At 42.2% G+C, this 24,971-nt stretch carries 19 protein-coding genes and 1 tRNA gene; 12 read left to right on the top strand and 8 right to left on the bottom strand.

The genetic code is table 11. From position 1 onward, the window contains the following. Positions 1-306 precede the first annotated feature (306 nt). The 6 genes from sbcD to R1T43_RS16595 all read left to right on the top strand — a co-directional run bounded on the left by sbcD (position 307) and on the right by R1T43_RS16595 (position 11,517). Positions 307-1,656 carry an exonuclease subunit SbcD gene (gene sbcD, locus R1T43_RS16620; protein ID WP_317350414.1) on the top strand — a complete coding sequence of 450 codons (1,350 nt, stop codon included), beginning with the start codon at positions 307-309 and terminating at the stop codon, positions 1,654-1,656. Continuing rightward, a complete protein-coding gene (locus R1T43_RS16615; RefSeq protein WP_317350413.1) occupies positions 1,653-5,324 on the top strand; it encodes an AAA family ATPase in 3,672 nt (1,223 codons plus the stop codon). Before sbcD ends, R1T43_RS16615 begins: the two co-directional genes overlap by 4 nt. Before the next feature lie 240 nt (positions 5,325-5,564). After that, entirely contained in the window at positions 5,565-7,241 is a 1,677-nt protein-coding gene (locus tag R1T43_RS16610; protein WP_317350412.1) for a diguanylate cyclase, read from the top strand. 335 nt (positions 7,242-7,576) lie between these two features. Beyond that, positions 7,577-8,593 carry a BadF/BadG/BcrA/BcrD ATPase family protein gene (locus R1T43_RS16605; protein ID WP_317350411.1) on the top strand — a complete coding sequence of 339 codons (1,017 nt, stop codon included), beginning with the start codon at positions 7,577-7,579 and terminating at the stop codon, positions 8,591-8,593. Continuing rightward, the gene (gene nagA / locus R1T43_RS16600) at positions 8,593-9,714 is read left to right on the top strand and encodes an N-acetylglucosamine-6-phosphate deacetylase (RefSeq protein WP_317350410.1); all 1,122 of its coding nucleotides are present in this window, start codon (positions 8,593-8,595) and stop codon (positions 9,712-9,714) included. The genes R1T43_RS16605 and nagA overlap by 1 nt, the downstream gene beginning before the upstream one ends. Before the next feature lie 99 nt (positions 9,715-9,813). Then, positions 9,814-11,517, top strand: coding sequence for a patatin-like phospholipase family protein (locus tag R1T43_RS16595; RefSeq protein WP_317350409.1), 1,704 nt, complete (start codon positions 9,814-9,816; stop codon positions 11,515-11,517). A gap of 116 nt (positions 11,518-11,633) precedes the next feature. On the opposite strand, the gene R1T43_RS16590 is transcribed toward R1T43_RS16595, so the two are convergent. The 3 genes from R1T43_RS16590 to R1T43_RS16580 all read right to left on the bottom strand — a co-directional run bounded on the left by R1T43_RS16590 (position 11,634) and on the right by R1T43_RS16580 (position 14,899). Next, complete coding sequence (locus R1T43_RS16590) at positions 11,634-13,226, bottom strand: ABC-F family ATPase (RefSeq protein ID WP_317350408.1); 1,593 nt, start codon at positions 13,224-13,226, stop codon at positions 11,634-11,636. A gap of 314 nt (positions 13,227-13,540) precedes the next feature. After that, positions 13,541-14,053 carry a DUF6470 family protein gene (locus R1T43_RS16585; protein ID WP_317350407.1) on the bottom strand — a complete coding sequence of 171 codons (513 nt, stop codon included), beginning with the start codon at positions 14,051-14,053 and terminating at the stop codon, positions 13,541-13,543. A 63-nt stretch (positions 14,054-14,116) separates the two neighbouring features. Further along, positions 14,117-14,899 carry a PRC-barrel domain-containing protein gene (locus R1T43_RS16580; RefSeq protein ID WP_317350406.1) on the bottom strand — a complete coding sequence of 261 codons (783 nt, stop codon included), beginning with the start codon at positions 14,897-14,899 and terminating at the stop codon, positions 14,117-14,119. A gap of 631 nt (positions 14,900-15,530) precedes the next feature. On the opposite strand from R1T43_RS16580, the gene R1T43_RS16575 reads away from it, so the two are divergent. Next, the gene (locus tag R1T43_RS16575; RefSeq protein WP_317350405.1) at positions 15,531-17,210 is read left to right on the top strand and encodes a hypothetical protein; all 1,680 of its coding nucleotides are present in this window, start codon (positions 15,531-15,533) and stop codon (positions 17,208-17,210) included. 107 nt (positions 17,211-17,317) lie between these two features. Here the strand turns inward: R1T43_RS16575 and R1T43_RS16570 are convergent, their stop codons facing one another. Next, the gene (locus R1T43_RS16570) at positions 17,318-18,400 is read right to left on the bottom strand and encodes a patatin family protein (protein ID WP_317350404.1); all 1,083 of its coding nucleotides are present in this window, start codon (positions 18,398-18,400) and stop codon (positions 17,318-17,320) included. 102 nt (positions 18,401-18,502) lie between these two features. After that, a complete protein-coding gene (locus tag R1T43_RS16565; RefSeq protein WP_317350403.1) occupies positions 18,503-19,378 on the bottom strand; it encodes a hypothetical protein in 876 nt (291 codons plus the stop codon). 229 nt (positions 19,379-19,607) lie between these two features. Here R1T43_RS16565 and R1T43_RS16560 point away from each other — a divergent pair, with 229 nt between their 5' ends. Next, positions 19,608-19,979, top strand: a complete 372-nt coding sequence (locus R1T43_RS16560; RefSeq protein ID WP_410549025.1) for a PA2779 family protein — start codon at positions 19,608-19,610, stop codon at positions 19,977-19,979. A 6-nt stretch (positions 19,980-19,985) separates the two neighbouring features. Continuing rightward, entirely contained in the window at positions 19,986-20,924 is a 939-nt protein-coding gene (locus R1T43_RS16555; RefSeq protein WP_317350402.1) for a PA2778 family cysteine peptidase, read from the top strand. A gap of 87 nt (positions 20,925-21,011) precedes the next feature. Here R1T43_RS16555 and R1T43_RS16550 read toward each other — a convergent pair whose 3' ends face one another. Together R1T43_RS16550 and R1T43_RS16545 are read right to left on the bottom strand one after the other, a co-directional pair. Next, positions 21,012-21,206 carry a hypothetical protein gene (locus R1T43_RS16550; RefSeq protein WP_317350401.1) on the bottom strand — a complete coding sequence of 65 codons (195 nt, stop codon included), beginning with the start codon at positions 21,204-21,206 and terminating at the stop codon, positions 21,012-21,014. 335 nt (positions 21,207-21,541) lie between these two features. Beyond that, a tRNA-Ile gene (locus R1T43_RS16545) sits at positions 21,542-21,618 on the bottom strand. A gap of 337 nt (positions 21,619-21,955) precedes the next feature. On the opposite strand from R1T43_RS16545, the gene R1T43_RS16540 reads away from it, so the two are divergent. Next, positions 21,956-22,753 carry an MbnP family protein gene (locus R1T43_RS16540; protein ID WP_317350400.1) on the top strand — a complete coding sequence of 266 codons (798 nt, stop codon included), beginning with the start codon at positions 21,956-21,958 and terminating at the stop codon, positions 22,751-22,753. 285 nt (positions 22,754-23,038) lie between these two features. Continuing rightward, positions 23,039-23,368 (top strand): hypothetical protein, encoded by a 330-nt coding sequence (locus R1T43_RS16535; protein WP_159529064.1) that lies wholly within the window; start codon positions 23,039-23,041, stop codon positions 23,366-23,368. Between the two features lie 21 nt (positions 23,369-23,389). On the opposite strand, the gene R1T43_RS16530 is transcribed toward R1T43_RS16535, so the two are convergent. Beyond that, the gene (locus R1T43_RS16530) at positions 23,390-24,049 is read right to left on the bottom strand and encodes a hypothetical protein (RefSeq protein WP_317350399.1); all 660 of its coding nucleotides are present in this window, start codon (positions 24,047-24,049) and stop codon (positions 23,390-23,392) included. 239 nt (positions 24,050-24,288) lie between these two features. Between R1T43_RS16530 and R1T43_RS16525 the strand changes: the two genes are divergently transcribed. Beyond that, the gene (locus R1T43_RS16525; RefSeq protein ID WP_317350398.1) at positions 24,289-24,621 is read left to right on the top strand and encodes a DUF3718 domain-containing protein; all 333 of its coding nucleotides are present in this window, start codon (positions 24,289-24,291) and stop codon (positions 24,619-24,621) included. Positions 24,622-24,971 lie beyond the last annotated feature (350 nt).

The raw sequence follows: 24,971 nt of genomic DNA, 5'->3' as shown, positions 1-24,971 counted from the left end.
AGAATAAACTGCGTAAGCAAGGTTATCTTTTAATGTACTTAGCATTGTAGCTAAGCCAGTATTCTCGTCCGTGAGTGAGGAAACTTCCTTATTATATCGTGAACTGGATACAAACATGACGGCTCCGTTAACTTCTAATAAAGTAAGAGAAGTATAGAACGGTTAATTTTAAAGCGCGTTTAGACAATAGGTGAAATTGGTGCTTTTTTTGGTATGTCATTTCATAACTAAATATTCAAGATGACCGTTTTTTCATACTTGAACACTTTTTGAACCATTCTTATCAGCATTTCAGAGTCAATTTACATGAAAGTTCTTCACACCTCAGATTGGCATTTAGGTCAAAGCTTCTTCACCAAAAGCCGTAAAAATGAACACGAGCAGTTTTTTAAATGGCTGCTTGGGGTGGTTGAGCAAGAAAGTATAGATGCCGTTGTGGTAGCCGGCGATATTTTTGATACCGGCACACCGCCAAGTTACGCGCGGGAGCTTTATCATCAACTTGTAGGGGACTTTCAGGGGATGGGGTGCACCTTGGTGGTGTTAGGCGGCAATCATGACTCGGTGTCGGTATTAAATGAAAGCAAGGAATTATTGTCTTATCTAAACTGCCACGTTATTGCTAGCACCTATGGCAATACTGAAACGCAAGTTTTACCCTTGCGTACCCGAGGTGGTGAAATAGGCGCAATATTGTGCGCTGTACCTTTTATTCGTGCTAGGGATGTTTTAAAAAGCGAAGCTGGAGAATCAGCGATTGAAAAGCGTCAGGCGCTGGGCGAGGCCATTAAGCAGCACTATGCCAACCTCTATCAAATCGCATTAGATAAACGCAGCGAGCTAAGCGTCGATGTACCCATTATTGCCACCGGACACTTAACGGCCCTAGGGGTAAGTCAGAGTGAAAGTGTGCGCGACATTTATATAGGAACGCTAGAAGGTTTTTCAGCTGAGGGGTTTCCTCCGGCAGATTATATTGCGCTTGGGCACATTCACCGCCCGCAAAAAGTGGCAGGGTGCGATCATATTCGATATTCCGGCTCGCCTATTCCGTTAAGCTTTGATGAACTGAAGTCACAAAAACAGGTACTGATAGCCACATTCGACAACAAAACATTAGTTGAAGTAGAAAGTATGCCTATTCCTCGTTTTCAAGCGATGGCAGTGTTGCGAGGCAACTTAGAAGAGATTGAGCTTGCCTTACAGCACAACGAGGCGGTAAAAAGCGCAAGCGCTGAACACCCAGCTTGGCTGTGTATTGAAGTAGAAACCCAAGATTACTTAACCGACCTGCAACAGCGCATTCAAGCACTAATAGACGACAAGCCTGCCGAAATTTTGCAATTAAAGCGAATGCGCAAACAAAGAACCAGCGCTATTTCAGCAGAAGAAAATGTTAATTTAAGTGAGTTGTCTGTACGCGAGGTTTTTGATGCAAGACTATCGTTGGAAGCCTTTGAGTCTGACGAAGATAAACAACGCAAACAGAGAATTCAAACCTTGTTCGAGCAGGTGGTGGACGATGTGCAGTTATCCCACGAGGACAGCGAAGATGCAGACGAAGCCAATGCAGTTGATGTGAACAAGGCTACTGATGAGATCAACGCTACTGATGTTAACAGCCCTAACGCATCTGCCAATGAGGGTAACCTATGAAGATTCTTACCCTTAGGCTTAAAAATTTAAATGCTTTAAAAGGAGAATGGAAGATAGATTTCACCCAGTCTCCTTTTATCGACAACGGTTTGTTTGCTATTACCGGCCCTACTGGAGCGGGTAAAACAACGTTACTTGATGCTATATGTTTGGCGCTTTATCACCAAACACCACGCTTGGGCACTATTTCGGCTACCTCGAACGATATTATGACTCGCGGTACGTCAGAATGTTTGGCAGAAGTTGAGTTCGATATAAAGGGCAAAGCGTATCGCGCATTTTGGAGTATGCGACGTGCTAGAGGAAAGGCTGATGGTAATTTGCAATCTGCCGATGTGGAATTAGCAGAAGTAGAATCTGGCAAAGTATTGGCCACCCAAGTGAGGCCTAAAAGCGAAGAGATAGAGCGCCTTACTGGGCTTAACTTTGCGCGTTTTACAAAATCGATGATGCTATCCCAAGGTGATTTCGCTGCCTTTTTAAATGCAAACGAAGGCGACAGGGCTGAATTACTAGAAGAGCTTACCGGCACTGAAATTTATGGCCAGTTATCTCAAGCGATTCACGAGAAATATAAAGCAGCAGAAACGACAAAACGGGAATTCAAACTAAAGCTAGAAGGCGTAGCTTTGCTCAGTGAAACGCAGCATAGTGAACTTAGTGCGCAGCTAGACCAATTCAAAACCCAGCTAGTTACTATAAATACAGAGATTGTCTCGCTCCAAGAGCAACTTCAATGGCAACAGGCGTATGAGCAAAATCAACATGAACTTACTAAGGCGAAGGCCGCATTAGTTGAAGCGAATAACGTTTATGAACAGGCAAAAGACGAATTAGCGCTATTAGAGACCGGCGAGCCGGCGGAATTACTCCGTTTGCCGCATTCTGCGCTTAGTCAGCTTTGTGAAGATGTGCAGCGTATTGCTAAAAATCTCACGGTGAAGCAACAGCAAGTGCCTGACTTAGAAAGCCAGCAACACACACGCCAGGCCGAGCTTGAAAACAGTGAAACGAACTTTGCGACTGCGAAAGCCCACCAGCAGCGCTTTGAAACTCTGATTAACGAACAAGTCATTCCGATTGATACTGAAATCAATAAGCTTACTGATCGTATAGAGACAAATCAGCAGTCATTAGCGGATGCGAAAGTAAAGCAGGGCAAGGCGCAAGAAAGCCATCAAGCATACTCTGATGAACTTGAAGATAAAAAGCGCACGCTAGATGAGCTAACCACCTACCTCAAGGCCCATGCGGCAAATGGTAAAATGGCAGGTGAAATCAGTGGTTGGAAAGAAAAAGCGGCCCGTTTTAGCCATGACGAAAATACCTTGGCAGAATTAACCCAAAAAATAACAACAACGCAGCAGCTTAAAGACAGCGCGGTGGCTGACCTAACTGCGAAACAACAAAACAAAACGAACGTGGTGGCGCTACATCAACAAAGCGCAGAGAACGTTTCACAGTGTGAGGCTAACCTCAATCAACTACTTAGCAATGGCGATGCGGCCAGTATTCATGCCGACATCACTGCGCTCAATAACAACTGGCCTGTTCTTGCGTCTTGTGAACAATGGCAGCGGCTTTATGTCAGTTACACAAATAGCCATGCAGACAAAGCCGAAAGATTGACCACGTTGTTATCAAGTATTGAAACCCTTAAACAAGAGCGGGCAGAGTTAGCGGCAAGTTATAAAGCAACGCAAAGTCATTTAAAAGATGTTGAGTCGTTAATTAAGTTAGATGCCGAGCTTGCGCATTTGCGTCAAGCGCTCTCGCCAGGCGACGCTTGCCCTTTGTGCGGTGCAACTGAGCACGATGCTTCTTTAATGAATATTGATGTGCCTGAAACCATTGCTAAGCGCGACGAATTAACCCGTACACTTGAGGGTATCGAAAAGTTGGGTACGCAAAAACGGGAGCAAATCAGTACCGCAGAGTTCGAAAAACAGCAGTGCGAGAATGTTATGGTAGAGGCAAAAGCTGCCTTTTCTCAACTAGAAGCTGACTGGCAACAGGCTATGTTAACGTTAAATGCGAGGGTTGAAATTTCAGATGTTGAGTCCTTCAATCAGCTTCAACGTAGCTGCAAAGAGCGTCAATCTCGTTTAAGCGCACAGCTTAGTAATTTACAAGCTAGCGAGGCTAAATTGGCCGATGCCAAAAACGATACGCTTTTGCATCAACAGCAAATAGACGCTATTAACAGTGAGATAGCGCTGTTAACAGCAAAAGTATCGCAGCTGGAAGGGCAGTTACACGACTTAAACAATACAAAATCTAATGTTGAAAGTGCACTTGCCAATAACCGTCGCACACTTATTGACGAGATTGAAAGGGTGGGGTCAACACCTGATGCAAACATAACTGAGTGGCTTACTCAAAAGCACAACGATGTGGAAGCGTTTCAAGAGAAAACCCATTTACACAATAGTTTGTCTCACGAGTTAAAAGCCCTTGAAAGCAAATTGGTTGAGCTAAGCGAAGCTAAAGCGTCTGCGGATAAAGAAACCCAATTATACAACACGCGTATTCAAGAGACTGAGGCGCAGCGTGAAGTACTGCGTACTAAACGTTATGCTTTATTCCCCCAAGAAGATATCGGCGTTGCTAGACGTGAAATTCAACATACCTTCTCGGCAAAAGAGCAGCTATATAAAGAATGTGATACTCACCTTCGTGAGGCGCAACGAGCGCTAGAAAATGCTACCGCCCAGCTAAAAGTACTTACCGTAGAATTAGAAGAGAAACAACAAGCTAAAGAAGTAAAACAAGTCGCCTTCGATACCGCATTACAGCAAAGCCCGTTTGCTGATGAAAACGAGTTTTTAAATGCATTATTACCCTATGAGGAACGCCAGCGTTTACTTCAAAAGAAACAGTTGATTGAGCGCGAGCAACAGAATGCACAGTTGTTACTGAGTACCGTTACGCAGAAGCACAACACCCTATTAGCACACGAACGCGCCGCAAAATGGGAGCAATCGGCAGTTGAAGCGACACAGGTCAGTTTGAGTCAGAAAGGTGAGGCAAAAGATCGGTTACTTGCGCAACAAGGGCAACTATCTCAACAATTAGAGAGTAATAGGCAAGCGGTTGAAAAACAGCAAAGCTTAATCAATGAAATGCGTGAATTTGAAACCTCTTATGACGATATTGCTTATCTACACTCGCTTATTGGTTCAGCCAGTGGCGATAAATTTAGGCGATTTGCGCAAGGCCTAACGCTAGATAATTTAGTTCGGCTTGCCAATCAACAGCTCGATAGGTTGCACGGACGGTATCAACTTACCCGCAACACAAAAGACAGTTTAGGTTTAAGTGTATTAGATACGTGGCAGGGTGATGTGGTGCGAGATACTAAAACGTTATCAGGGGGGGAAAGTTTTCTGGTGAGTTTAGCGCTAGCGCTGGCGCTGTCTGATTTAGTGAGCTTTAAAACAAGCATAGATTCTCTGTTCCTAGATGAGGGCTTTGGTACGCTAGATGCCGAAACCTTAGACATTGCGTTAGATGCATTAGATAACCTAAATGCTAGCGGTAAAATGATTGGTGTTATTAGTCATATTGAAGCAATGAAAGAGCGTATTCCTACCCAGCTGAAAGTAATAAAACGAAATGGAGTAGGGTTAAGTGCGTTGGAAAAATGTTACTCAGCGACAGAAATTTGACGGAAATTTGGCAGGTTTTAATTTTTGAAACTACACTAAACTTAGCCTTTAGTGATTTATCGCATACAACACTGCGATCTTAAAGGTGATGCCGACTACGCTGTGTTGTAATTTCAACGGCGCATATCGTTTAGTCAGGGTGAAGTTTATAAGGTAATTACACGCAAAGTGGATCTTGCATAAGTACAGATTGTTGGGGGCGTGTAACCTTCCATGTGCGACCTGAATGCAAGATGGCGAGTGAAATTTTTGATTGCCGCTTTGTGTATTTTGATAAGTGAGAGTGTGTTCGCGTCGTGCGTTATTACCTCACCATTAAAAAGCAAAGTGGGCACACCTATACCAATGGTGAAAGGCGAGCAGCATTTAACACTAAACTGTGATTTAGCCCTCCCGCATATTTTTCATTTTCCTCGTAACTTTGTGAATAAAGCCGTGCTGTATCGGCTAGAGGCTGATGCTTCTAAAACCGATGCTTCTAAAACCGATGCTTCTAAAACAGATGCTTCTAAAACAGATAGTCCGACATCAAATCATTTTGGGACTGCCGACTTCGAAACAGCCAGCTCTCAAATAGTCAGCTTCGAAAAAGAGAGCTTAGAAGTGCCCACGTTAACTCCAGCAATCGAGCTGCCTAGCGCCCGGCAGGCTTATATGCTTCCAACCGGCGCGGCTTCATACATCTTAAAGGTGGATGCGCAATTCGCTAGGGCACTGTACCCGAGCCTATCCACAGTACCTGACTTCCACTTATTTAATACTATTCATACCTTAACGCTAAGTGCATTTGCTGGGTTTTGCTTTGCGTTGGCTATCTATGTTGGGGTGTTAGGTAATAGTATGCGAAGTTTTGGGTTCTACTCTTACAGTTTTTACGTGGCAAGTGCGGCCATCTTTTTCTTGTTGCAAGAAGGCATTTTTTACACCTTGTTACCCAATATACAGTTTCTAAATAGCGTACAGCTAAGTGTGCTTTTTGCAGGGCTAACCATTTTTGCTTCTTTGCGCTTTTTAGACCAATTACTCGATTTTAAAGCGTTGCTGAAAAAGTGGCAACGCAGCGTACTACACTATTTATCGCTAATAATATTAGTCTTGGTGAGCGTGCAGTTAGTGTTAAGTAGTGATGTAAGCATGATGGTAAACAAAGTCATGTCGAAATTAACGTTGGTTATCATGGCTGGTATTTTATCAGCAATACTTTACGCGGCGTATCATAAAGTCCACTGCGCAAAATTAGTATTGCTGGGGGTCTCGACGATAATGCTTGCCATGCTCGCCAGGTTTTATTTGAAAGACTATAGTCCGTTCCTTCAGCGGTACGGGCTTATTATTGCCGTCACGATAGAAGCTTTAATATTTGCTTTTGCTGCCGCGCAAAAAGTGAAAAAGTTAGATGACGACAGGATGGCCGCGTTTAAACGGGCAGCTACCGACCCCTTATGTCATATTCTTAATCGAGATGGATGGGAAGGGTCTGCGAAAGTACTGCTTGATGAATTCAATCACCATGGCGGCTTCATTACCTTGATGTTCATTGACGTGGATAATTTCAAACGAATTAATGATTCGTTTGGGCATCAATCAGGCGACGATGTACTACGTATTATTTCAAAAATTCTTAAAGGACAATGCCGCGAGCAAGATGTGGTGGGAAGACTAGGGGGCGATGAGTTTGTAGTGCTAAGTTATTGCCACAGCCGAAGCCAATCTGAGCGTCTGGTAAAGCGTATTCAGCACAGGTTTAGTGACTTAGTTATACAAACGCTTAACGTACAAATTCCAGTTTCGGCCAGTGTCGGGGGCTTAATTACAGATATGCATTGTAGCGACCTAGAGACGTTACTCGACCAGGCTGATACACTGATGTACGAGCAAAAAAAGGCACATCAAAGTGCAATGGCGCAACCCATTTAAAAGGTTCATGGTCTTTCATAACATGAGGACGTTCGCGCTTTATGTGATGATACGAGCTGACGTGTAAGTCCCACGGGTTTCTCACTACGGCAAACTTGTACAATCCATTAAAATAATCTTCAGGTAGCATTTCTTTTGCCGCAATAATGCGAGAATGGCGTAATTGGATGGCTTTTGCTTTTTGTTGGTTGAGAGTAAAGCTATGATAAAATGCCGTAAATTGAAGCTTTCATAAATTAAGTGCGGCGCAGAATATTAGCACGCACATGGCTTCATTGAGCACACCCTATTGCCACTGATGACAGCACGAAAATAAAAGTGAAAATGGAAACTAAATGGTAGACCAGAGTTATTACATTGGCGTGGATGGCGGCGGCACTCACTGCAGAGTGCAGTTAGAAGATGAGCAAGGTAACGTATTAAGCTGCGCCGAAGCAGGTTCTGCCAATATCATGACCAACGCTGCTGTCGCAATGCAGTCAATTATCAACGCTAGTGAAAAAGCCATTAGCGCAATAAGTAAGCCCATTAGCGCAATAAGTAAGCCCATTAGCGCAGTAGATAAGCACGATAGCGCAACAGGCGAGCGCGAAAGATCAGCAATCAAGCTCAATCAAATACATCTTGCCGCAGGGCTTGCTGGCGCAAATATCCCCAGCGCGTTAAACGAGTTTCTAAGGTTACACCACCCCTTCAAAAGCATAACCGTCATCAGCGATTTGCATGCCGCATGCCTTGGGGCGCATAACGGCCAACCAGGTGCATTGATTATCTGCGGTACTGGGTCGGCGGCTACGGTTTTTAGTGGCTCTAGCACCCGCACTAATTCGCACCAGTTTAATGATAAGGGCGGCTATGGCCTTTCAATTAGCGACAATGCAAGTGGTGGTTGGTTAGGCCTTGAAGCGGTTAAGCACTGCTTATTGGTGCTCGATGAACTTATTCCTCAGAGCCTCTTATTTACATCAGTTTGTGATAGCTTGGCCGTAACAAATGCACACGAATTGGTAACAAAAGTGGCGGGGTTTAAAGGAAAAGAGTTTGGCGCACTGGCACCATCTGTTGTGGCGGCCTATGAAAAAGGATGCCCCGCAGCTAAGGGACTTATTCAACAAGGTGCTAGCTACCTCAACGCTGTTGCTGTAACTCTTACCGGCAAGACAATTGTCGATAAGACATCGAGGGAGAAAGCATTCAATAATCAAGACTTGCCCCTTTGTTTAGTGGGTGGGCTAAGCCATGTGTATCAGCCATTAATAAGTGCTGATCTTCAAGCTAGGCTAATTGAACCCAAATCGTCACCTCAGGCAGGGGTTATTCAATACGTAAAACAACAGGCAGCACTGGCTTAATGGAAACAATTACCGCACACAAAGTACTGACCATATCAGGCATTCAGTTTAATAAAACGCTATGCATAGAGCAGGGCGTGATCAAAAGCATTCGAGATGCCACAAAGCAAGAGCTTGCAGATAAGTACGAAGGTACGCTTATTCCGGGGTACGTGGATACTCAGGTAAATGGTGGCGGGGGAATACTGTTTAACCATACGCCCACGTACGATGCGTTAAAAACTATGGCGAATGCGCATTTGCAGTTCGGCACGACCAGTATGTTGCCTACGCTCATTACTGATAATGCACAGACTATGGCTAGCGCCGCCGATGCGGTTAGTGAAGCCATTGCCAGCAACCATCCTAATATTGAAGGTATTCATTATGAAGGTCCTTTTTTAAGCGCAGCGAAAAAAGGCGTGCATGAAGAAAGCTTTATTCGTACGCCTAGTGATAGTGAACTGGCAACCTTGTGCCGAAAGGATATTGGCAAGGTACTGTTAACTGTGGCACCTGAAAGTGTAAGCTCCAGTTTTATTAAAGAAATGGTGGCAGAAGGGATAGTGGTTGCACTAGGGCACACCAATGCCAGTTTTGAACAAGTGAGCGATGCGCTTAACGCTGGGGCAACCGGGTTCACCCATTTATACAATGCAATGTCGGCGTTTACGTCTCGCGCGCCAGGCGCTGTGGGCGCCGCATTGTTGTTTGATAATGCGTATTGTGGGTTAATTGTGGATCATCACCACGTACACCCTAAAAGTGCCGAGTTGGCTATAAAGGTTAAAGGCAAAGAAAAGATAATGTTGGTGACCGATGCCATGGCGCACGTGGGAAGCAACCTAGACACGCTTGCGTTTTTCAATACAGAAATTAAGCGTAGTGGCAGTAAACTCACCACCCCAGATGGTACCTTGGCCGGTTCATGTTTAGATATGCATGGGGCCGTTGTAAATACCTGTCATGACTTGGGCGCAAGCTTAACCGAAGCAAGTGCAATGGCCAGTAGTACGCCTGCAACGTTTATGGGTATGCAGCATAAGCTAGGCAGTCTCGCAGCAGGGCAATATGCGAATGTATTATTAGTAGATGATAATGTTAACTTGGTCAAAATTTGGGTGAAAGGAAGGCTTCAATAACACAAGCTTCAAGGGTATATTACTCCTGTTTGCTGTGGAACAGCGTTCTGAGACTGCTTTCTCGGTGATTCAAAAATATTGAATTTTCAGGAGCGTAACATGACCTACCGCGTTGCAATTGCCATATCAGGCGCCGTTTCTTTGGGCTCTTATGAAGCGGGTACGCTTTATGAAATTATCAACGCGCTTAAAGAACACAACGAAAATCCTTCCAATCCCAAAATTGAAATAGATGTACTTACAGGCGCTAGCGCGGGTGGCATGACTGCCGCAATGATAGCGCAAAAACTCTTGTATGATGGTGATGCTTTATCGGGTGAAAACACTAATGTAGGTTATGAGGCATGGGTGAAGTCGGTTGATATCAACGGATTGTTAACCCCTTTACCCGGCGACAATGCCAAAAACTCACTGCTCTCAAATGGCTTTGTAAAAACCATTGCTGATAAGCTCATTAATAGTCGGTACGTGAAGTCACCATCGCTGAGCGCTGAGCAAACCCAGCAAACCCCGCCGATAGTGCAAACACCGCATATTGCCAGTGCGACCTCCATTAAATTGGGGTTGGCCATGTCTAATTTAAACGGTGTAGATTACGAGGTAGATACGTACGCGTATTTAACTGAAACCTTGGGGCAGGGGAAGTTCATCCAAACTCGCCATCAAGATAGGTATACCGCTACGCTAGATAATACAACCGATAATAAAGCTATTTGGAGTGAGATAAGTTCGGCGGCGAGAGGATGCGGTGCTTTTCCTGTGGCGTTTTCACCGGTATCGCTTACGCGAGACTGGATACACGGTGACTACAGTGGCCGCGGCGCTGTTAAGTTTGAAAACAGTACCTTTAGCTTTATGGATGGTGGGGCATTTAATAACTATCCTCTTGGAATGGCAGTATCTTTGGCTGAACAAAATGATACAAACTATACCGATTACGAAAACCGCTTTTACTTTTACATTTCACCTAACCCTAGGGAAAGTGCAGCTAATCCAGAGTTTGATGCGAGCATAGCGTCCTTCGCTGACAGTGCCAAGCAAATGCTTAATAGCGTGTTTTTACAAAGCGGGTTTCAAGAGTGGTTGATTCAAGAGCAAGATAACGAAAAAATTCTCAAGTTAGATAAACAAGCCGACACGTTACGCGAAAAACTGTACACCGTTACCAGCGAACAGGTTTCTGCAGAACAGGCTATTATAGATTCAATGATTGCGGTGGTTTATGGTGGTAATACATCTGAATATGCTGCTGATGTCGCCCGACTTGCGACACAATATCGCGTTGATGTTGAAGAGAAACCGCTTCCGCCAAGCCATTTCAAACTCTGGATAGATACGATTGCGGTACTAGAACATGCCGCGGGGTTAGGACCCACCAATTTAAAAACCATCTATACCATTACCGCGAAGAAAGATGAGCTTAGTGGAGAGTTACTAGGCGCTTTCTTAGGTTTTTTTGACGAGCGCTTTCGCCAGTATGACTACGAACGCGGCAGATTAAACGCCATGCTAACCATTAACGGTATTTTAGATAAACAGAAAGACGAAGCGGTTATTCAAAAGCAATTACCACTGAACATTGAGAAGCGTGATCATTATAGTATTCAGCAGTTTTTAGATTCATCGCATTTAAATCATGCATCTATGGCTGATGTGAAATACGAAAACAGAGAGCTGGCGTATAAACGCGTTAAAGCGCGCTTTTTTGCATTCGCAAAAGACGCCGGTATAGCAAGTATTGCTCGTTTTTTTGCATGGAATTTCATCGTTAGAAAAACGGTGAAAAAAGTGTTGGTGTTATAGCGTAAAAAGCCATTTTGACAGCTAGTTCAAAGGTGTGTTTAAGGCAATAAACAAAAAGCCCCGCAAGGTAAATTTACCTTGCTGGGCTTTAACAATAAGATTAACTCTATAAAGGGTTACTTGCCTTCGCTGTGCGCTAAGAACTCTTCGTAGTTACCTTCAAAGTGGTTAAGCTTATTATCTTTTATTTCGATAATTTGCGTGGCCAATGATGAAACAAACTCACGGTCATGGCTTACAAAAATAACCGTGCCGTCGAACTTATAAAGCCCATTGTTAAGCGCTTCAATAGATTCCATGTCTAAGTGGTTAGTAGGCTCATCCATAACCAATACGTTGATGTCTTGCAGCATAAGCTTACCAAACAACAACCGGTTCTTTTCACCACCAGAACATACCGCTACTTTCTTGTTAAAGTCGTCTGAGCTAAACAATAAGCGGCCTAACATACCACGAACTTGTAGGTCGTCGTGCTTAGGTAAGCGCCATTGGCTCATCCAATCAAACAAGCTTAAATCGCAATCGAAGTCTTTGGTACTATCTTGTGGAATATAACCAATAGCGGCATTTTCAGCCCATTTTATAGTGCCGTGCTCAGGTGATAATTCATCAACTAAACATTTCAATAGGGTAGTTTTACCAGCGCCGTTTTCACCAATAATGGCAAGGCGCGAACCTGCTTCTAACAACAGGTTGGCGTTGTTAAATAATGGAAGCTCAGGGTAGCCATGGCCTACATCTTCTAGCGTAATCGCTAAGCGGTGAAGTTTCTTATGTTGTTCAAACACAATATAAGGCTTACGACGGCTTGAAGCTTTCACTTCAGCAAGCTCGATTTTTTCTAATCGCTTAGCCCGAGACGTAGCCTGCTTCGCTTTAGAGGCGTTTGCAGAGAAACGCGCTACGAAGCCTTGAAGTTCTTCAATTTCAGCAGATTTCTTTGCGTTTTCATTAAGCAACTGCTCTTGAACCATCATTGACGCTTCAATGAATGCATCGTAGTTACCAGGATAAACACGTAATTCGCCGTAATCGATATCAGCCATGTGGGTACATACTGAATTTAGGAAATGACGATCGTGCGAAATGATCAACATGGTCGATTTACGTTTGTTTAGCTCATCGGCCAACCAGGTAATGGTGTAGATATCCAAGTTGTTGGTCGGTTCGTCGAGTAGTAAAATATCAGGGTCAGCAAACAAGGCTTGAGCTAGTAATACACGTACTTTTTTACCCGGCGCCACTTCTTTCATCAAACCAAAGTGATAATGTTCTTCAATGCCAGCGGCATTCAATATGTCACCCGCACGCGCTTCAGCGGTGTAACCATCCATTTCCGCAAATTGAGTTTCTAAATCGGCAACGCGCATGCCGTCTTCTTCACTCATATCTAGCTTGCTGTATATTTCGTCACGCTCTTTTTTCACTTCCCACAATTCACGGTCACCCATGATCACGGCGTCAACTACGCTGAACTCTTCAAACGCGAATTGATCTTGGCTTAAGATACCTAATTTAGTACCTGGCGCCATAGAAACGTTACCCGCACTTGGGGTTAACTTACCGCTCAAAATTTTCATGAAGGTAGACTTTCCGCAACCGTTTGCGCCGATAAGGCCATAGCGGTTGCCGTTACCAAATTTGGCAGAGATATTTTCAAACAAGGGTGCAGAACCAAACTGCATGGTGATATTGGCGGTGGTAATCAAAACAGGTATCCAGCGGGTAAATCAGAAGAAAAAAGATAGCTTGTCGATAAACATAAAATAGAGGTTTTACACGAGTAAGCTTTGGGCGCGCACTATAAGGAATTAAGGCTGCTGTGTCGAGGGAATTTTGAGCTATTAGGCTTATCTTCACATAATTGTAGTGAATTACTTTTGCATCATCACCATAACTAAGATTAATGAAAAGAAAAAACCTACTTATTCTACAACGTAAGGCGTTGTGAAAAATAAGCAGGTTTTTGCGATATGGTGTTTAACAGACCCGTCATTAAAAAGGTCTATTAGCTTCACAATAATTATTTATCGTTCACATCAACTACCACATCTTCACGTTCAATATTAACAGTAGGATCTGGCTGACTAATCGCAACGTCTGGGTCTTCCTGTCTAACATCAACCGCTGGTTTACCAGACTTAACGTTTACCTTAGGCTGTGCCTGTGACACCGTAACTTTTGGTTCAGGCTGCTCAATAGAGATATCTGGATCGTTGGTAGTAATCGACACTTCAGGCTTAGGCTGACGTACCGTAATCTGCGCAGGTTTTTGATTAATCGTAACGATAGCAGGCCTTTGAGTTACCGATACTTTATCACCGTTACGCGCTGCAGCCTCAGGCTGCTTTTCCATCATATAATTTTGAAGTTCATTTTTGTCGAGTTCGCCGTTATTGTTGACGTCGTACTTTTCTATCACTGCGTTGTAGTCGCTCATCTCTGATTGGCTACCAGAGACTTCCTGCGCTACCACTACCGTTGAAGAAGCCGCTAATGTGAAGGCTAAAATAGTATTTAATTTACGTAATTTCATGATTTGATTTCCTCTTAAGTTGATAAAATGACTAACTTGCAAATGCTTAGCTATTCACCGCTATTACTCTTCACTTAAAAAGTCTTCAATTGTCTGATTTTTTTGCTGGATAGAAACAAACCGAGCTTCAGAGTATTCTGGGAGCTGTTCTACATCGCGTTCAGAACCCCATACAATATCGCCTTCCTCTAATGAAACTTCACTTAAAGGCAGTACACTTTTACGCGAGCCTACGCCCATTACGCCGCCAGATTCTACGATTAACGAAAGCTCATTACTTTGACTACTTTGAACAACTTCTTCAATTGAGCCAATTTCTTCTCCATTGGCACTCATTACATCTTTTTCTTCTAACTGGTGTACGGTTAAATGTTTTACATAAGCAGCGTCACTGTCTTTCCTGATATCCCCATTCTCATCTCTTCTGACGATATTAATTTCAGGCTCGCTTTTTTCGATGATAATTTCAGGTTCAGCCTGATTAACCGTCACTTTCGGCTCTGCACTATTAATATTTACTTGTGGCTCAGCTTGAACAAATTCAATTTCAGGTTGCTGTTGTTGAATATTGATTTCAGGATCTTGGTATTCCACATTTACTTCAGCTTGACCTACTTCTACATCTACTTTGGGGTCTTTTTGATCAACCTGTACAGAAGGAGCCGGTTGTGTAACTTCCACGTCCGTTTTTCCTTTAATCACTTCTATTTCTGAATTCGTTGCCGCATCATTTGTTTGTTGCGCCGATGCTGAAAATACGCTACCGCCTACTGCGAATGCTACAATGCTCGCTAACATAGTCGGTTTTAAAAAATTTGATTTACCATGTCTATTTCGAATATCCATTAGATGAGTCCTTATATAAATAAATTTAACTACCTTTAAAATCTTCATTGTCTACATCGTTTAGACACAGAAGAAAAAGCAACATATATACCGACACTCTCTATAATCCAAAAACAGACATTTTAGAAGTTGCATTTACAGTGTTAATTTATTGATTTTGTTGTATTTTAAATTTGTTTTGTGAAGTGTTCTTTTTGAATTTAGCTTTAATTATTGAATTTTTAAATGAGTAATTTTTTAGATTTTTTAGATTTTAATTTGCGAGTGTGTGTATATTTCACGGGGTTTTATAAAACATTTACTGGGTTTATTTATGTTACAAGTATTTTTTGGAAAAGGTGTGGTTGTAATTTAATTAATTAGTGTATTCAATTTATCGAATTAAAAATATTACAATTGCTTCATGTAAATATTTCAAGTTTTCAGGGTTAGCCGTAACCACATGTAATATCTATCATGAAAATTAACTTTTTCCAGTTCGCTATACCCTATATAAAATATTGGTTTTAGCTACTATGTATCGCTTTATGTGAATTTTAGATATGCGCTGGTATTGAATTTGCTGCTCAGAGACTGAACCACGTTACATTTTCTTTAATTGGATTTTTTCTCATTGGAATAAGGATTCACCATGCGCAAAATAGGTCTACTACTCTGTTCTCTTTTTTTAACAATGCTGCCTAGCATAGCAGCGGCACAAACCGTTGTGACTAGCTCTACTACTTCTTTATCTGGCCACTTTTTTATAAGTGTTATTGCAGGTGTTGTTATTGCTATAGGTATTCAGTTTTTATTAAGCAACTTGGCTATTGCTTCAGGCATTAGCGCAATAGGCGATATTCAAGACACAAGTGATAGCAGCAGTTCAAGCGACTCATCTTATTCGACTAAAAAAGCGGGTCAAAAGCTATCAGCGGCTTTAGGTGTATTTACCATTGTAACTATGTCAATTTCACTTTTCATCGCTACTTACTTAGCTATTGAGTTAAGTTTAGTTGGTACGGTATTAAATGGCGCGATTGTCGGCGTAGTTGTGTGGGCGTTATTTTTTATTACGGCAGTATTCGTAGATATAAAACTTACAACGGCAGTATGTGGAAACCTTTTAAGTTTCTTACGTAAAGGTATTGCAAGTGCAAGCGATACGGTTGTGAGTGGCTTTTCAAAAAGCGAACAGGCAAAGGCGCAAGGGTTTGCTAGAGAAACCGTTAAAGCTATTCACGATGAAGTGAAAAGCGAATTCAATACCACCGATTTTGATAAGAAAGTAAAACAATACATAGATAAAGCCACGCAATCTCAGTTCACCGCTAAAGATTTGCGTAAAGAAATGGAAACGCTAATAGATGAGATTGAGCTAAAGGAAGAGTTTACGACTAACGATCCAAACGCTACCCGTAAACTCATTCTTGATATTGCCAGTGGTAGACCTTCTTTAGATGAAAACCAGAAGAAACAAATTGCTTCTACTTACGACGACATTAAAGGCGCTATCAGTAACAACAGTTCTAATCAGGATAGAGCAACAGCCATATTTGATAAGTTGTCGCCAGGTGATGAAGAGAAGGGGCGTCAATATCGCGCTAAATTGACATCTTATCTTAGTGAGTCTGAGCAAGACGATATCACACCTGAAAAATTACAGGATGATATGAATGCTATTTTTGAAAATCCAAAAAATGCGCAGCGGGTTATTTTAAATAGAGCGTCTAATTTAGATAGAGATTCGCTAAAAGCGCTTATCCAGAACCATGAAAAAATGGATGCTACAAAGGCTGAAAAATTGCTTAATACTTACGATAAAGTGCTGTCGACGTTTAAAAGCGATGATGCGTCGTATGAAGAACAAGTGGATAACCTTCCTGCAAAACGCAGTCAGCTTGAACAACGTATTCAGCATTGGTTTGATGATTTAGATAGACCAGAGCTTAGATACCGAAACCTTAAAGCTGACTTTATGGAAATGTTAGATAATCCAAGTGATGCACCAGAAATTGCACTTAGTCGTATGAAGAAAATGGATGAAAATTCGCTTCGCGCGCTACTAACCAATAACGGTAGTCTTTCAAACGATGATATTGATGCTTATATCGCCCAATACCAAGACGCGCGTAAAGAGATTATTGCGAAATTAGAAGCAATGAAGGCAGAGATTGATAATCGTGTAGAGCAACTTAAAACGGTTGCGCTTAGAGAAACAGAAGCGGTTAGAGCCACTGCTGCTTCAGCAGCGTGGTGGTTGTTTGCAAGTGCCCTAATGTCACTTGCTTCAGCAACGGTAGCAGGTGCAATTGCAACTAACCTTATTTAATAAATAACCGAGGTACATACAAAAGCGTTTACCGAAAGGTAAACGCTTTTTTCTTTACAATCCTAGATAAGTTTACTGTCTAATCGTTGAAGAACGGCTGTGGTGGCTTATGCTGATAAGCGTTGAGACTCTAATTGTTTAATAGCGACTTGAGCACCTGCAACGTCGGCTAAATCTGAAATAGAACCTTTCGCATATTCGTTTACAGCTATTGAGTCTATGCCCTTATGCTGGGTTAAGTACTGCTTTCCCGCATCAACCCCTATTTTATAATCGTGACGTAGATCGCTATCGGCACTACCTAACAATTTGCTGTGTAGTTTAGTACCCGCAAATATTTGAATAATTTCTACATCAGCTGGTGGATTAGCAATAAAGGCTAGCTCCTGCTGATAAGCGTGTTCATGTTGAACCAAGTAGTTGATGGTTTTGGGGCAGTGACCTGTTGCGCATACTAGCGATTTTAATTTATGTAACCATGCCGATTGCGCTTGAAAATTCACATCAGCAGTGCGAATAACTACAATTTTTCTGGCTCCTCGGGCATAAGCTTCACGCACAGGTAAAGGCGCGCCTAAACCACCATCTAAGTAGTAGTCTGATTCAGATTGTACTTGAGTAAGCGCTGCTGCTATGTTTTCACTTACCGAAACCGCATTGTGTTCGGTGGTGAGTTTTACTCCCTGCTTGTATAGGAAGGGGAGTGCACTAGAAGCTTTCAATAGTTCACGCCACTGATTGCCGCTACCTTTAGGGGTTAAAAAATAAGGCTTACGATCACGAGAATTTGTGGCGGTAATGAGTAGCTCTCGATCACCTAAGTTTTCTTTTGCAGCATTGAAATCTAACATACGATTGGCTTCTTTCGTTTTGTCGAAATACCAATCTAAATCAACAATATGCTTACCCACGAGCCCGCGACCTAACTGAAAGAAACGTTTGTGCCTGGATAAGCCACGAATTAATCGTTTTGCGTAGCCTTTTTGCCGCGCCAAAAAACTGGTTAAGTTCTGTGAACCCGCCGATGTACCTATGAACATGTCAAAAGGGTCGTAATCCGCTTCAAGCCATGCATCCAATACGCCTGCAGTAAAAATTCCTCGCTGCCCACCACCTTCAGCGATAAGTGCAACTTTATTGCACTTGGTGGCATAAAGAGGAAAGGACGTGGGCGCAGCAGAGGAATTCATTACGGTTACCTGTGTAAATCTATTTAGTTGATTTAACCAAGTTTAACGGACGTACCTGTGCGGCGAAAATTGAAAGAATGAATCGTTCTGATAGGAAAAAACCTACAAAAAGCTAGCAACCTCTTGTTGTATTACTTGCTCGATGAAGGGTTTTGATTTTGCGGGAAGATATTTTGTATGTGTTTCGACAAACACTGGGTTTACGTAAATACTTTTGATGGCCGCGTTTACCCTATCAATGAAGGCAAGCGCTTCTGGTGTTTTGCCACATATGACATGACCAGAGACAAACGTAGGGTTGTCTGCAATATTATAACTTCTCATTTTAACAGGCATACTGTCGCCAAATGCTTGATACAACGAGGCTGGGAATATCAGGGCAAAGTCCGCTTTACCTGCAGAAATAATTGTCATGAAGCGAGCAAAAAATGTAGAGTTGCTTAACGTTATTATCTGTTTCTCATCAATGTTACGTAAATCCTTATCCACCCGCTCGCCATAAGAATAGGTTTCTGGCAGCACAATAGCTGATGCGTTAAATGCATTTAAAGCCTTGTGAATGCTGACTACTTCGCCATTCTCGTTTAGTAATTCTGGAGCCAAAGGCACAAGTGAGGCGAGCTGATACAGTTGTTGCGTTTGAAAGAAGTTTAGCGGCAAAGAAAAAGTATACTTCTTTTCTCGCTCGGCTGATTTTATCTTGTTGATAACACAAACCGATTCGCCATTTTCTATCTGTTGGAAAGAACGTTTAAGTGAGACCTCTAATATAGGCTTATCGTAGCCTATGGCATCAACCAATAGCTGTGCAGTATCAACACTTGCCGAAAAAGGGGCATGTGGTTGATTAATTCTGCTCGTTAAATTGTGATCGTCAGTATGAAGCGTTATCGATGATGTGTTGATATCGTTTCCACTTACCAATCCTGAAATAACTAAGCTAAGAAAGAAAACGACCGAAAGGGCGAAAAAGCGCATAGTGAGAAAAGTTGGTTACTCTTATTTGTTATTCGTGCAGGGTAAACCTATTTCACTATTTTTAAAATACTTGATAGTAAACATATGAGGTTTATATACGCCTAACTCTCCATCGCCTTAAATAAGGCCATGCCGTTATTTTGGGATATGTGAACCGAAACTACCGGTTATATGTACTAAATGTAATGTTGTAGATTGTAAAAAGGCAAAAGGAATTTTTATGAATTGTATGTCTAAATTACTGGTTGGCGCAACGACCGCTATCCTTGTTACTACGGGGACAGTGCAAGCTGAAGCAGTATCTTCTCATAATGTTATGCAGGCACAAGCACATGCTTACAACAAACAGCAGCTTCTTGAAATGGTTAACCGTGCTGATGTGCAAGAAAAATTGGTAAGCTTAGGTGTATCACAAGGTGATGCTGTTTCTCGCATAAACGGCATGACTAACAGTGAAATAGCACAGCTTAACAACCAACTAAATGATGCACCTGCGGGCGGTGTAGTGGGCGCAGTAATGACGGTGCTAGCGATTATTGCTATTTTGGATTTAGTAGGCGTAACCGACGTATATCCTTTTATTCGTCCAATTAATAGCTAGGCGAACATGAAGGTTAATGTATGTTTCAAAGCCTGCTTTTTTGCAGGCTTTTTACTGTTAAGCGGGTGCCAAGGAACGCCACAGGCAGACCGTATCGCTCTACAAAAACCTTCTGGGGTGTCATTAAGCCATACCATAAACAATGTCCCATTTTATGCTCAAGAACAGTATTACTGTGGCCCCACTACATTATCTGAAGTGTTCGAGTATTACGGCCACGGTGTTAGCGCGAGCGACTTAGCGCCCCAAATATTTATTCCTGATAAAGAAGGAAGTTTACAGCTAGAAATGATTACGGCGACGCGCCAGTATAATCTTCTGCCCTATACAGAGCGGGGAACGCTAACTAAATTAATGCAACTAATAAGTAGTGATATACCCGTTATTGTTTTTCAAAATTTATCTATTCAAATGTTGCCTCAATGGCACTATGCAGTGGTGACCGGATTCGATTTAACCTCTCGCACTATAACATTGCATACAGGCGTTACTCCCAACCACACGATGTCCTTCGAGTTATTTGAAAAAACGTGGGGCAGAGGAAATTATTGGTTGCTTGCGCCTGTTCCTTCGAATAAAACCAGCGATGGCATGAACCCGTTTACTTATGTCAGTGCTGCGTACGATATGTTAGAAGTGGGCAAAGGCGAGCAAGCAGTGGCATTTTTACAAACCGCTACCAAGCAGTGGCCTAATCAATGGCTGGCCTATTTCTTACTGGGTAATTACTATTTAGATGAGCAGCCAGACAAAGCGGTACATTGGTTTGAGCAGGGATACCAGGTAGGCCAAAATCAAGCAGCTTATATGAACAATTATGCTTATGCCCTTGCTAATAGTGGCAATATAACGAATGCGCAAACAATCATTAATGAAGCCTTATTACGGTTTCCTGACGATGAAAATGTAAAGAAAACCGCGTCAACCATAAAAGCAGCTGAATGATTACTGCCAGTAGGCAATTGTTACCTTTAACTGATGATTAATTGCAAAGCGCCTACACTTTTTAGGCTTGGGCTTCAGAATCAAGCTCTAATGCATAACTGACCCAATAACAGGTGCTTCTTTAATTTTTGCTGCGCTATCGGGGTTACCTAATTCGCTAGCGTCTTCAACTAGCGCTGTCATCGCGTTAATGATATCTAGAAAATTGGAAAGCTGGTCGTGAGACAAGTCCTTAGATAACGTTTCGATTTTATTGATAAGCTGTTTTGTAGGTAAGCGCATGGTGTCAAAATCTCGTTGTTTAGTGCGTATTACGCATTCTTTTGTTCAATACTTGCCCTTGAACTTTCAAATAGCTTGCCAACTTTTTTTGACGGTGAGGCTGACTCATTCTGCAATGTGGATTCTGGAGTGAGATTCCAGTTGATGTTCATCTGATTTCGTTTTGATTATTTTTTATTACTACCGAATACGTACACTTCACATCGTTTAAAGTCGCTTAGTTGACGAGTCGTTGTTAAACGACGTTAATGCGATTCACGTGCGAAGACTTTTTATTTCGTAGTTGTGCAAATAGAGATTATGTAAAAGAGTACAAATTGAAGTTACAAAAGAAATGGTGGCCCCACCCTGACTTGAACAGGGGACCTGCCGATTATGAGTCGGATGCTCTAACCAACTGAGCTATGGGGCCATATTTGAAATTGCTCACTTGATAACGTGAAACGTATCAATGAAAAGCGAGCGCAAGTATAAGCAGTTTTATTTGCCTTGTCACGCCTAGGGTTAGGCTTTGTGAACAGTTTGCTTTATTTTTGTTCAGCTTTACGCGCATTTGTGATGAATTTGCATTCTTATCACCTTCTTTACCTTACTCGGTAACCTCAATCCTTGACGAGCCAGCCTTATTAGCAGCACTATGAACCAATAGCGATTGCCGTTTGTTGGTTAACACCGCAATGCGAAGGGAGGGGCAACCCCACTTGCGAAGGCACTCGCACATTTAATTAGAACAGGAAGTACAAATAGAAATGAAAATGCATTCGCGTTTTGGTGTCATATTGGCCGTTATTTTAGGGCTGTCTGGTTGCGATAAACTAAACTTTAACGAACGTGAAGTGGGCGAGATACCCTTTACGCTTACGGGCATAGAGAATGGCGCGTGCCCATTAATGGTAAAAGTCGGGCCTACGAAATGGCAATTAGATTACTTTGGCTTCTTCTTAACCAAGCCTGAAGTGCGTATCGACGGTAAATGGCAGCGAGTATCATTTAAGCAAACGCAATGGCAAACCCAATCTACTGCCTTATTGAAGTTTCATACGTTATGTAGCGCGCCTGAAAATGCAAATAACAAAATTGTGCTAGATGTGTCGGAAGGGCTTTTAAAGCTGGCGACTAACCTTCGGTTTACAATGGGGCTTCCCTTTGATGTAAACCATACCGATCCTTTAGCTCAAGCATCACCGTTGAGTGATACCACCATGTTTTTAAACAAACAGTCGGGACATCGTTTCTTACGCTTAGATTTATCTCATGCGGGGGCAAATGATAAACAGTGGAAGTATCATTTAGGCAGTGCTAATTGTGTGTCTGAATCCGTCGATACGGCGCCTGAAGCATCTTGTGCTTTTACAAACAGGGTAGAATTTATTTTACCGATGACTCAGCTCGACAGCGAGCTGGAACTTGAGATTTCGGTTTCGAATATACTCGCTCAGGTCGACCTTTTAGAAGCCGATAGCTGCGAATTTGGAAGCCCCGAAGCACCACCATGCAAGCAATTATTGCGTAACTTACTGAATAGACCATGGATAAAATGGGATTAAACGCGTATTAAAGACTTATTGTAGACTTTAGGATACTAGAGAGCTTGAGGTTCGCGGGTCATAATATTACCCACGTAGGGCTAAAATATTCGTTAGCCGTGCTAAATAGTATTTTTTACTCACTGTTGGGTGCTTTTATACGCGTGAACGATGTTTTGTGCTTATACTTTAAGCAGAGATAATAACCTATCGCCAATTGGTTATGCTGTGCACATAGTGTCAAAATTTGCTATCTTATTAAAAATAAATGATTCCTGAACAAGGCGAACTGGCGCGGAGATAAGAATGACAGAGAAGGCCTTCTTGATAAGCGGTAGAAATACCATTATCCATAAAATTCGAAAGTTAGATTTGTTAGTAACGAACGGCGACGAACATCCGCCCATTATTGTTACTTATAAAGGTATCAAGCAATATGAGGGGAAAATCCCTGAAAATAAGCGTGATGCTAAAATGATGGATATGGAACTTGTTGATATTACAACAAGCGATGTATTCGGCGATGAAAAAACCTTAGTGTTTATTCAAACCCTAAATGGAAAAGAGTATAAAATCGATTACACAAAAATCGGTACCAGCATGTTCATCAAAATCCATCAAGATAGCATTTTCTAATTGTTAGAAAGTATTATGGGGTCAACAAATTTGACCCCAGTTATCTGCTAGTTGAGTATTAAACCCAGCTATCGGGCGTGCATCTCCTTTAAGTTGTACATAGCGTTGTTCAAATATCGAGAATCGACAGATATCTACTGGCGTGACTTCTGATGCGTTTACGCTATTGATAATCCCTGCGGTTTCTAGTCCTTCGGCAATGAGTTCGGAACAAAACCAACTACTGAAGTCTTCTTGGTTGTAGCTAATGCTTCCTAATATAGGGTGGCTATCTAATGCATCCACCGCTGAACCAAAAAGTTGCAGCACATCATAAGCCTTTCCTTCTTGGGCAAACATAAAGTTAAAAAAATCACATTTATTTTGCTCGAACATCGTGCGAGCTGATTCGCCCAACGGTAGCCACCACATGTCGCCGTCATAGGTATGCACCCGCTCACTTAATCGGTTAGTCATCACGCCTTTTTTACCTTCATAGACGGTGGCTTCCATCACTTGATTAAAGTATCGACCAGACGCTTCATCACGCATTTTGGTCTGCATAACAATGGCAATGTGCGTCACCGCCGAGCGCGTAGTTAACTTTGTCCAGCGAGAAAAAAGGCTATTTCCGCCAAAAGCGATAATATCGCCTGGGCGCATTTGTTCTCTAATATGATGGTATTTTTGCTGTTCTAACATGATTACCTCCTTGTCTAATGACTGAGTGACTTGTATCAAAGTGTGTGCAACCCGCGACCAGTAAGCGTTTTAGTATGGTTAATTATCGGCTTTTATCGTCCGTTTATCGCTTGGTCTCACGTAACAGAGTTTTAACCTTTTTATAGCGCGAATGTCATATTTTTTCACTAGTTTATGCTCGCGAAGACAAAAGTAGTTGTCGACGCGTCATTTAACTAATCTCATTTGAGGAACTTGATATGGATATGTCACGCCACGTTAGATTACCTGCTTTGTTTGGTCTTGGAATCACACTTGCGTTATCTGCAAGCCTAGCCAATGCAAATGGGTATCCTGAAAGTACTGAAAAAGACCTTGTTGCAGTTTGTGAAGCGATAAAAGAAGATAATCGTTTAGCATTGCACAAAGCTGTAAAACGCAGTCGTATTAGTTATAAAGATTTGCACAAAGGATTAGTGTGTAACGGCGAAGATATGCTTTCTTTCGCACAGTCGCATAATGCGACGTTAACAGGTGACTATCTTGCTCGCAGACTGAACACTAATAAATCAGTCTTAACAGCGAAACGTTAATAGCAAGAAAATCAGACGTTATGATTGAATTTTAAATCCCTGGATTTGGAGCTACTGTTTTTCAGTAGCTCTTTTTTATTTGATGGTTTGCGTAATCCATCAACAAAAGAGCAATACCTTTTCGCGCATATTCTCTGCGCACAAATCCTGTAGGCATAATTCTCATGCGCACAACCCTAATGCGCATAGCCCTAATGAGCATAGCCCGGCTATTTCTGCCTAATTCAGCTTAGAAAGAAAAACCTCGATAAAGACCAATGTCTTACTAGCGTCCTATTCATTCAGCCGATAGACTGTTTTCGGTAAGAGGTAAGTGCTTCTTCTACAGATTTACCGTGTTTTCAGGAGAA

The organism is Alteromonas sp. CI.11.F.A3, assembly GCF_032925565.1.
Classification (GTDB): Bacteria; Pseudomonadota; Gammaproteobacteria; order Enterobacterales; family Alteromonadaceae; genus Alteromonas.
This window is presented reverse-complemented; position numbering and strand designations above follow the sequence as displayed.

Excerpts from the sequence above, each read along its gene's own strand:
- sbcD (WP_317350414.1), top strand. The coding sequence starts at position 307 with ATGAAAGTTCTTCACACCTCAGATTGGCATTTAGGTCAAAGCTTCTTC.
- R1T43_RS16615 (WP_317350413.1), top strand. The coding sequence starts at position 1,653 with ATGAAGATTCTTACCCTTAGGCTTAAAAATTTAAATGCTTTAAAAGGA.
- R1T43_RS16605 (WP_317350411.1), top strand. The coding sequence starts at position 7,577 with ATGGTAGACCAGAGTTATTACATTGGCGTGGATGGCGGCGGCACTCAC.
- nagA (WP_317350410.1), top strand. The coding sequence starts at position 8,593 with ATGGAAACAATTACCGCACACAAAGTACTGACCATATCAGGCATTCAG.
- R1T43_RS16595 (WP_317350409.1), top strand. The coding sequence starts at position 9,814 with ATGACCTACCGCGTTGCAATTGCCATATCAGGCGCCGTTTCTTTGGGC.
- R1T43_RS16585 (WP_317350407.1), bottom strand. The coding sequence starts at position 14,053 with ATGAAATTACGTAAATTAAATACTATTTTAGCCTTCACATTAGCGGCT.
- R1T43_RS16580 (WP_317350406.1), bottom strand. The coding sequence starts at position 14,899 with ATGGATATTCGAAATAGACATGGTAAATCAAATTTTTTAAAACCGACT.
- R1T43_RS16575 (WP_317350405.1), top strand. The coding sequence starts at position 15,531 with ATGCGCAAAATAGGTCTACTACTCTGTTCTCTTTTTTTAACAATGCTG.
- R1T43_RS16570 (WP_317350404.1), bottom strand. The coding sequence starts at position 18,400 with ATGAATTCCTCTGCTGCGCCCACGTCCTTTCCTCTTTATGCCACCAAG.
- R1T43_RS16565 (WP_317350403.1), bottom strand. The coding sequence starts at position 19,378 with ATGCGCTTTTTCGCCCTTTCGGTCGTTTTCTTTCTTAGCTTAGTTATT.
- R1T43_RS16560 (WP_410549025.1), top strand. The coding sequence starts at position 19,608 with ATGTCTAAATTACTGGTTGGCGCAACGACCGCTATCCTTGTTACTACG.
- R1T43_RS16555 (WP_317350402.1), top strand. The coding sequence starts at position 19,986 with ATGAAGGTTAATGTATGTTTCAAAGCCTGCTTTTTTGCAGGCTTTTTA.
- R1T43_RS16550 (WP_317350401.1), bottom strand. The coding sequence starts at position 21,206 with ATGCGCTTACCTACAAAACAGCTTATCAATAAAATCGAAACGTTATCT.
- R1T43_RS16540 (WP_317350400.1), top strand. The coding sequence starts at position 21,956 with ATGAAAATGCATTCGCGTTTTGGTGTCATATTGGCCGTTATTTTAGGG.
- R1T43_RS16535 (WP_159529064.1), top strand. The coding sequence starts at position 23,039 with ATGACAGAGAAGGCCTTCTTGATAAGCGGTAGAAATACCATTATCCAT.
- R1T43_RS16530 (WP_317350399.1), bottom strand. The coding sequence starts at position 24,049 with ATGTTAGAACAGCAAAAATACCATCATATTAGAGAACAAATGCGCCCA.
- R1T43_RS16525 (WP_317350398.1), top strand. The coding sequence starts at position 24,289 with ATGGATATGTCACGCCACGTTAGATTACCTGCTTTGTTTGGTCTTGGA.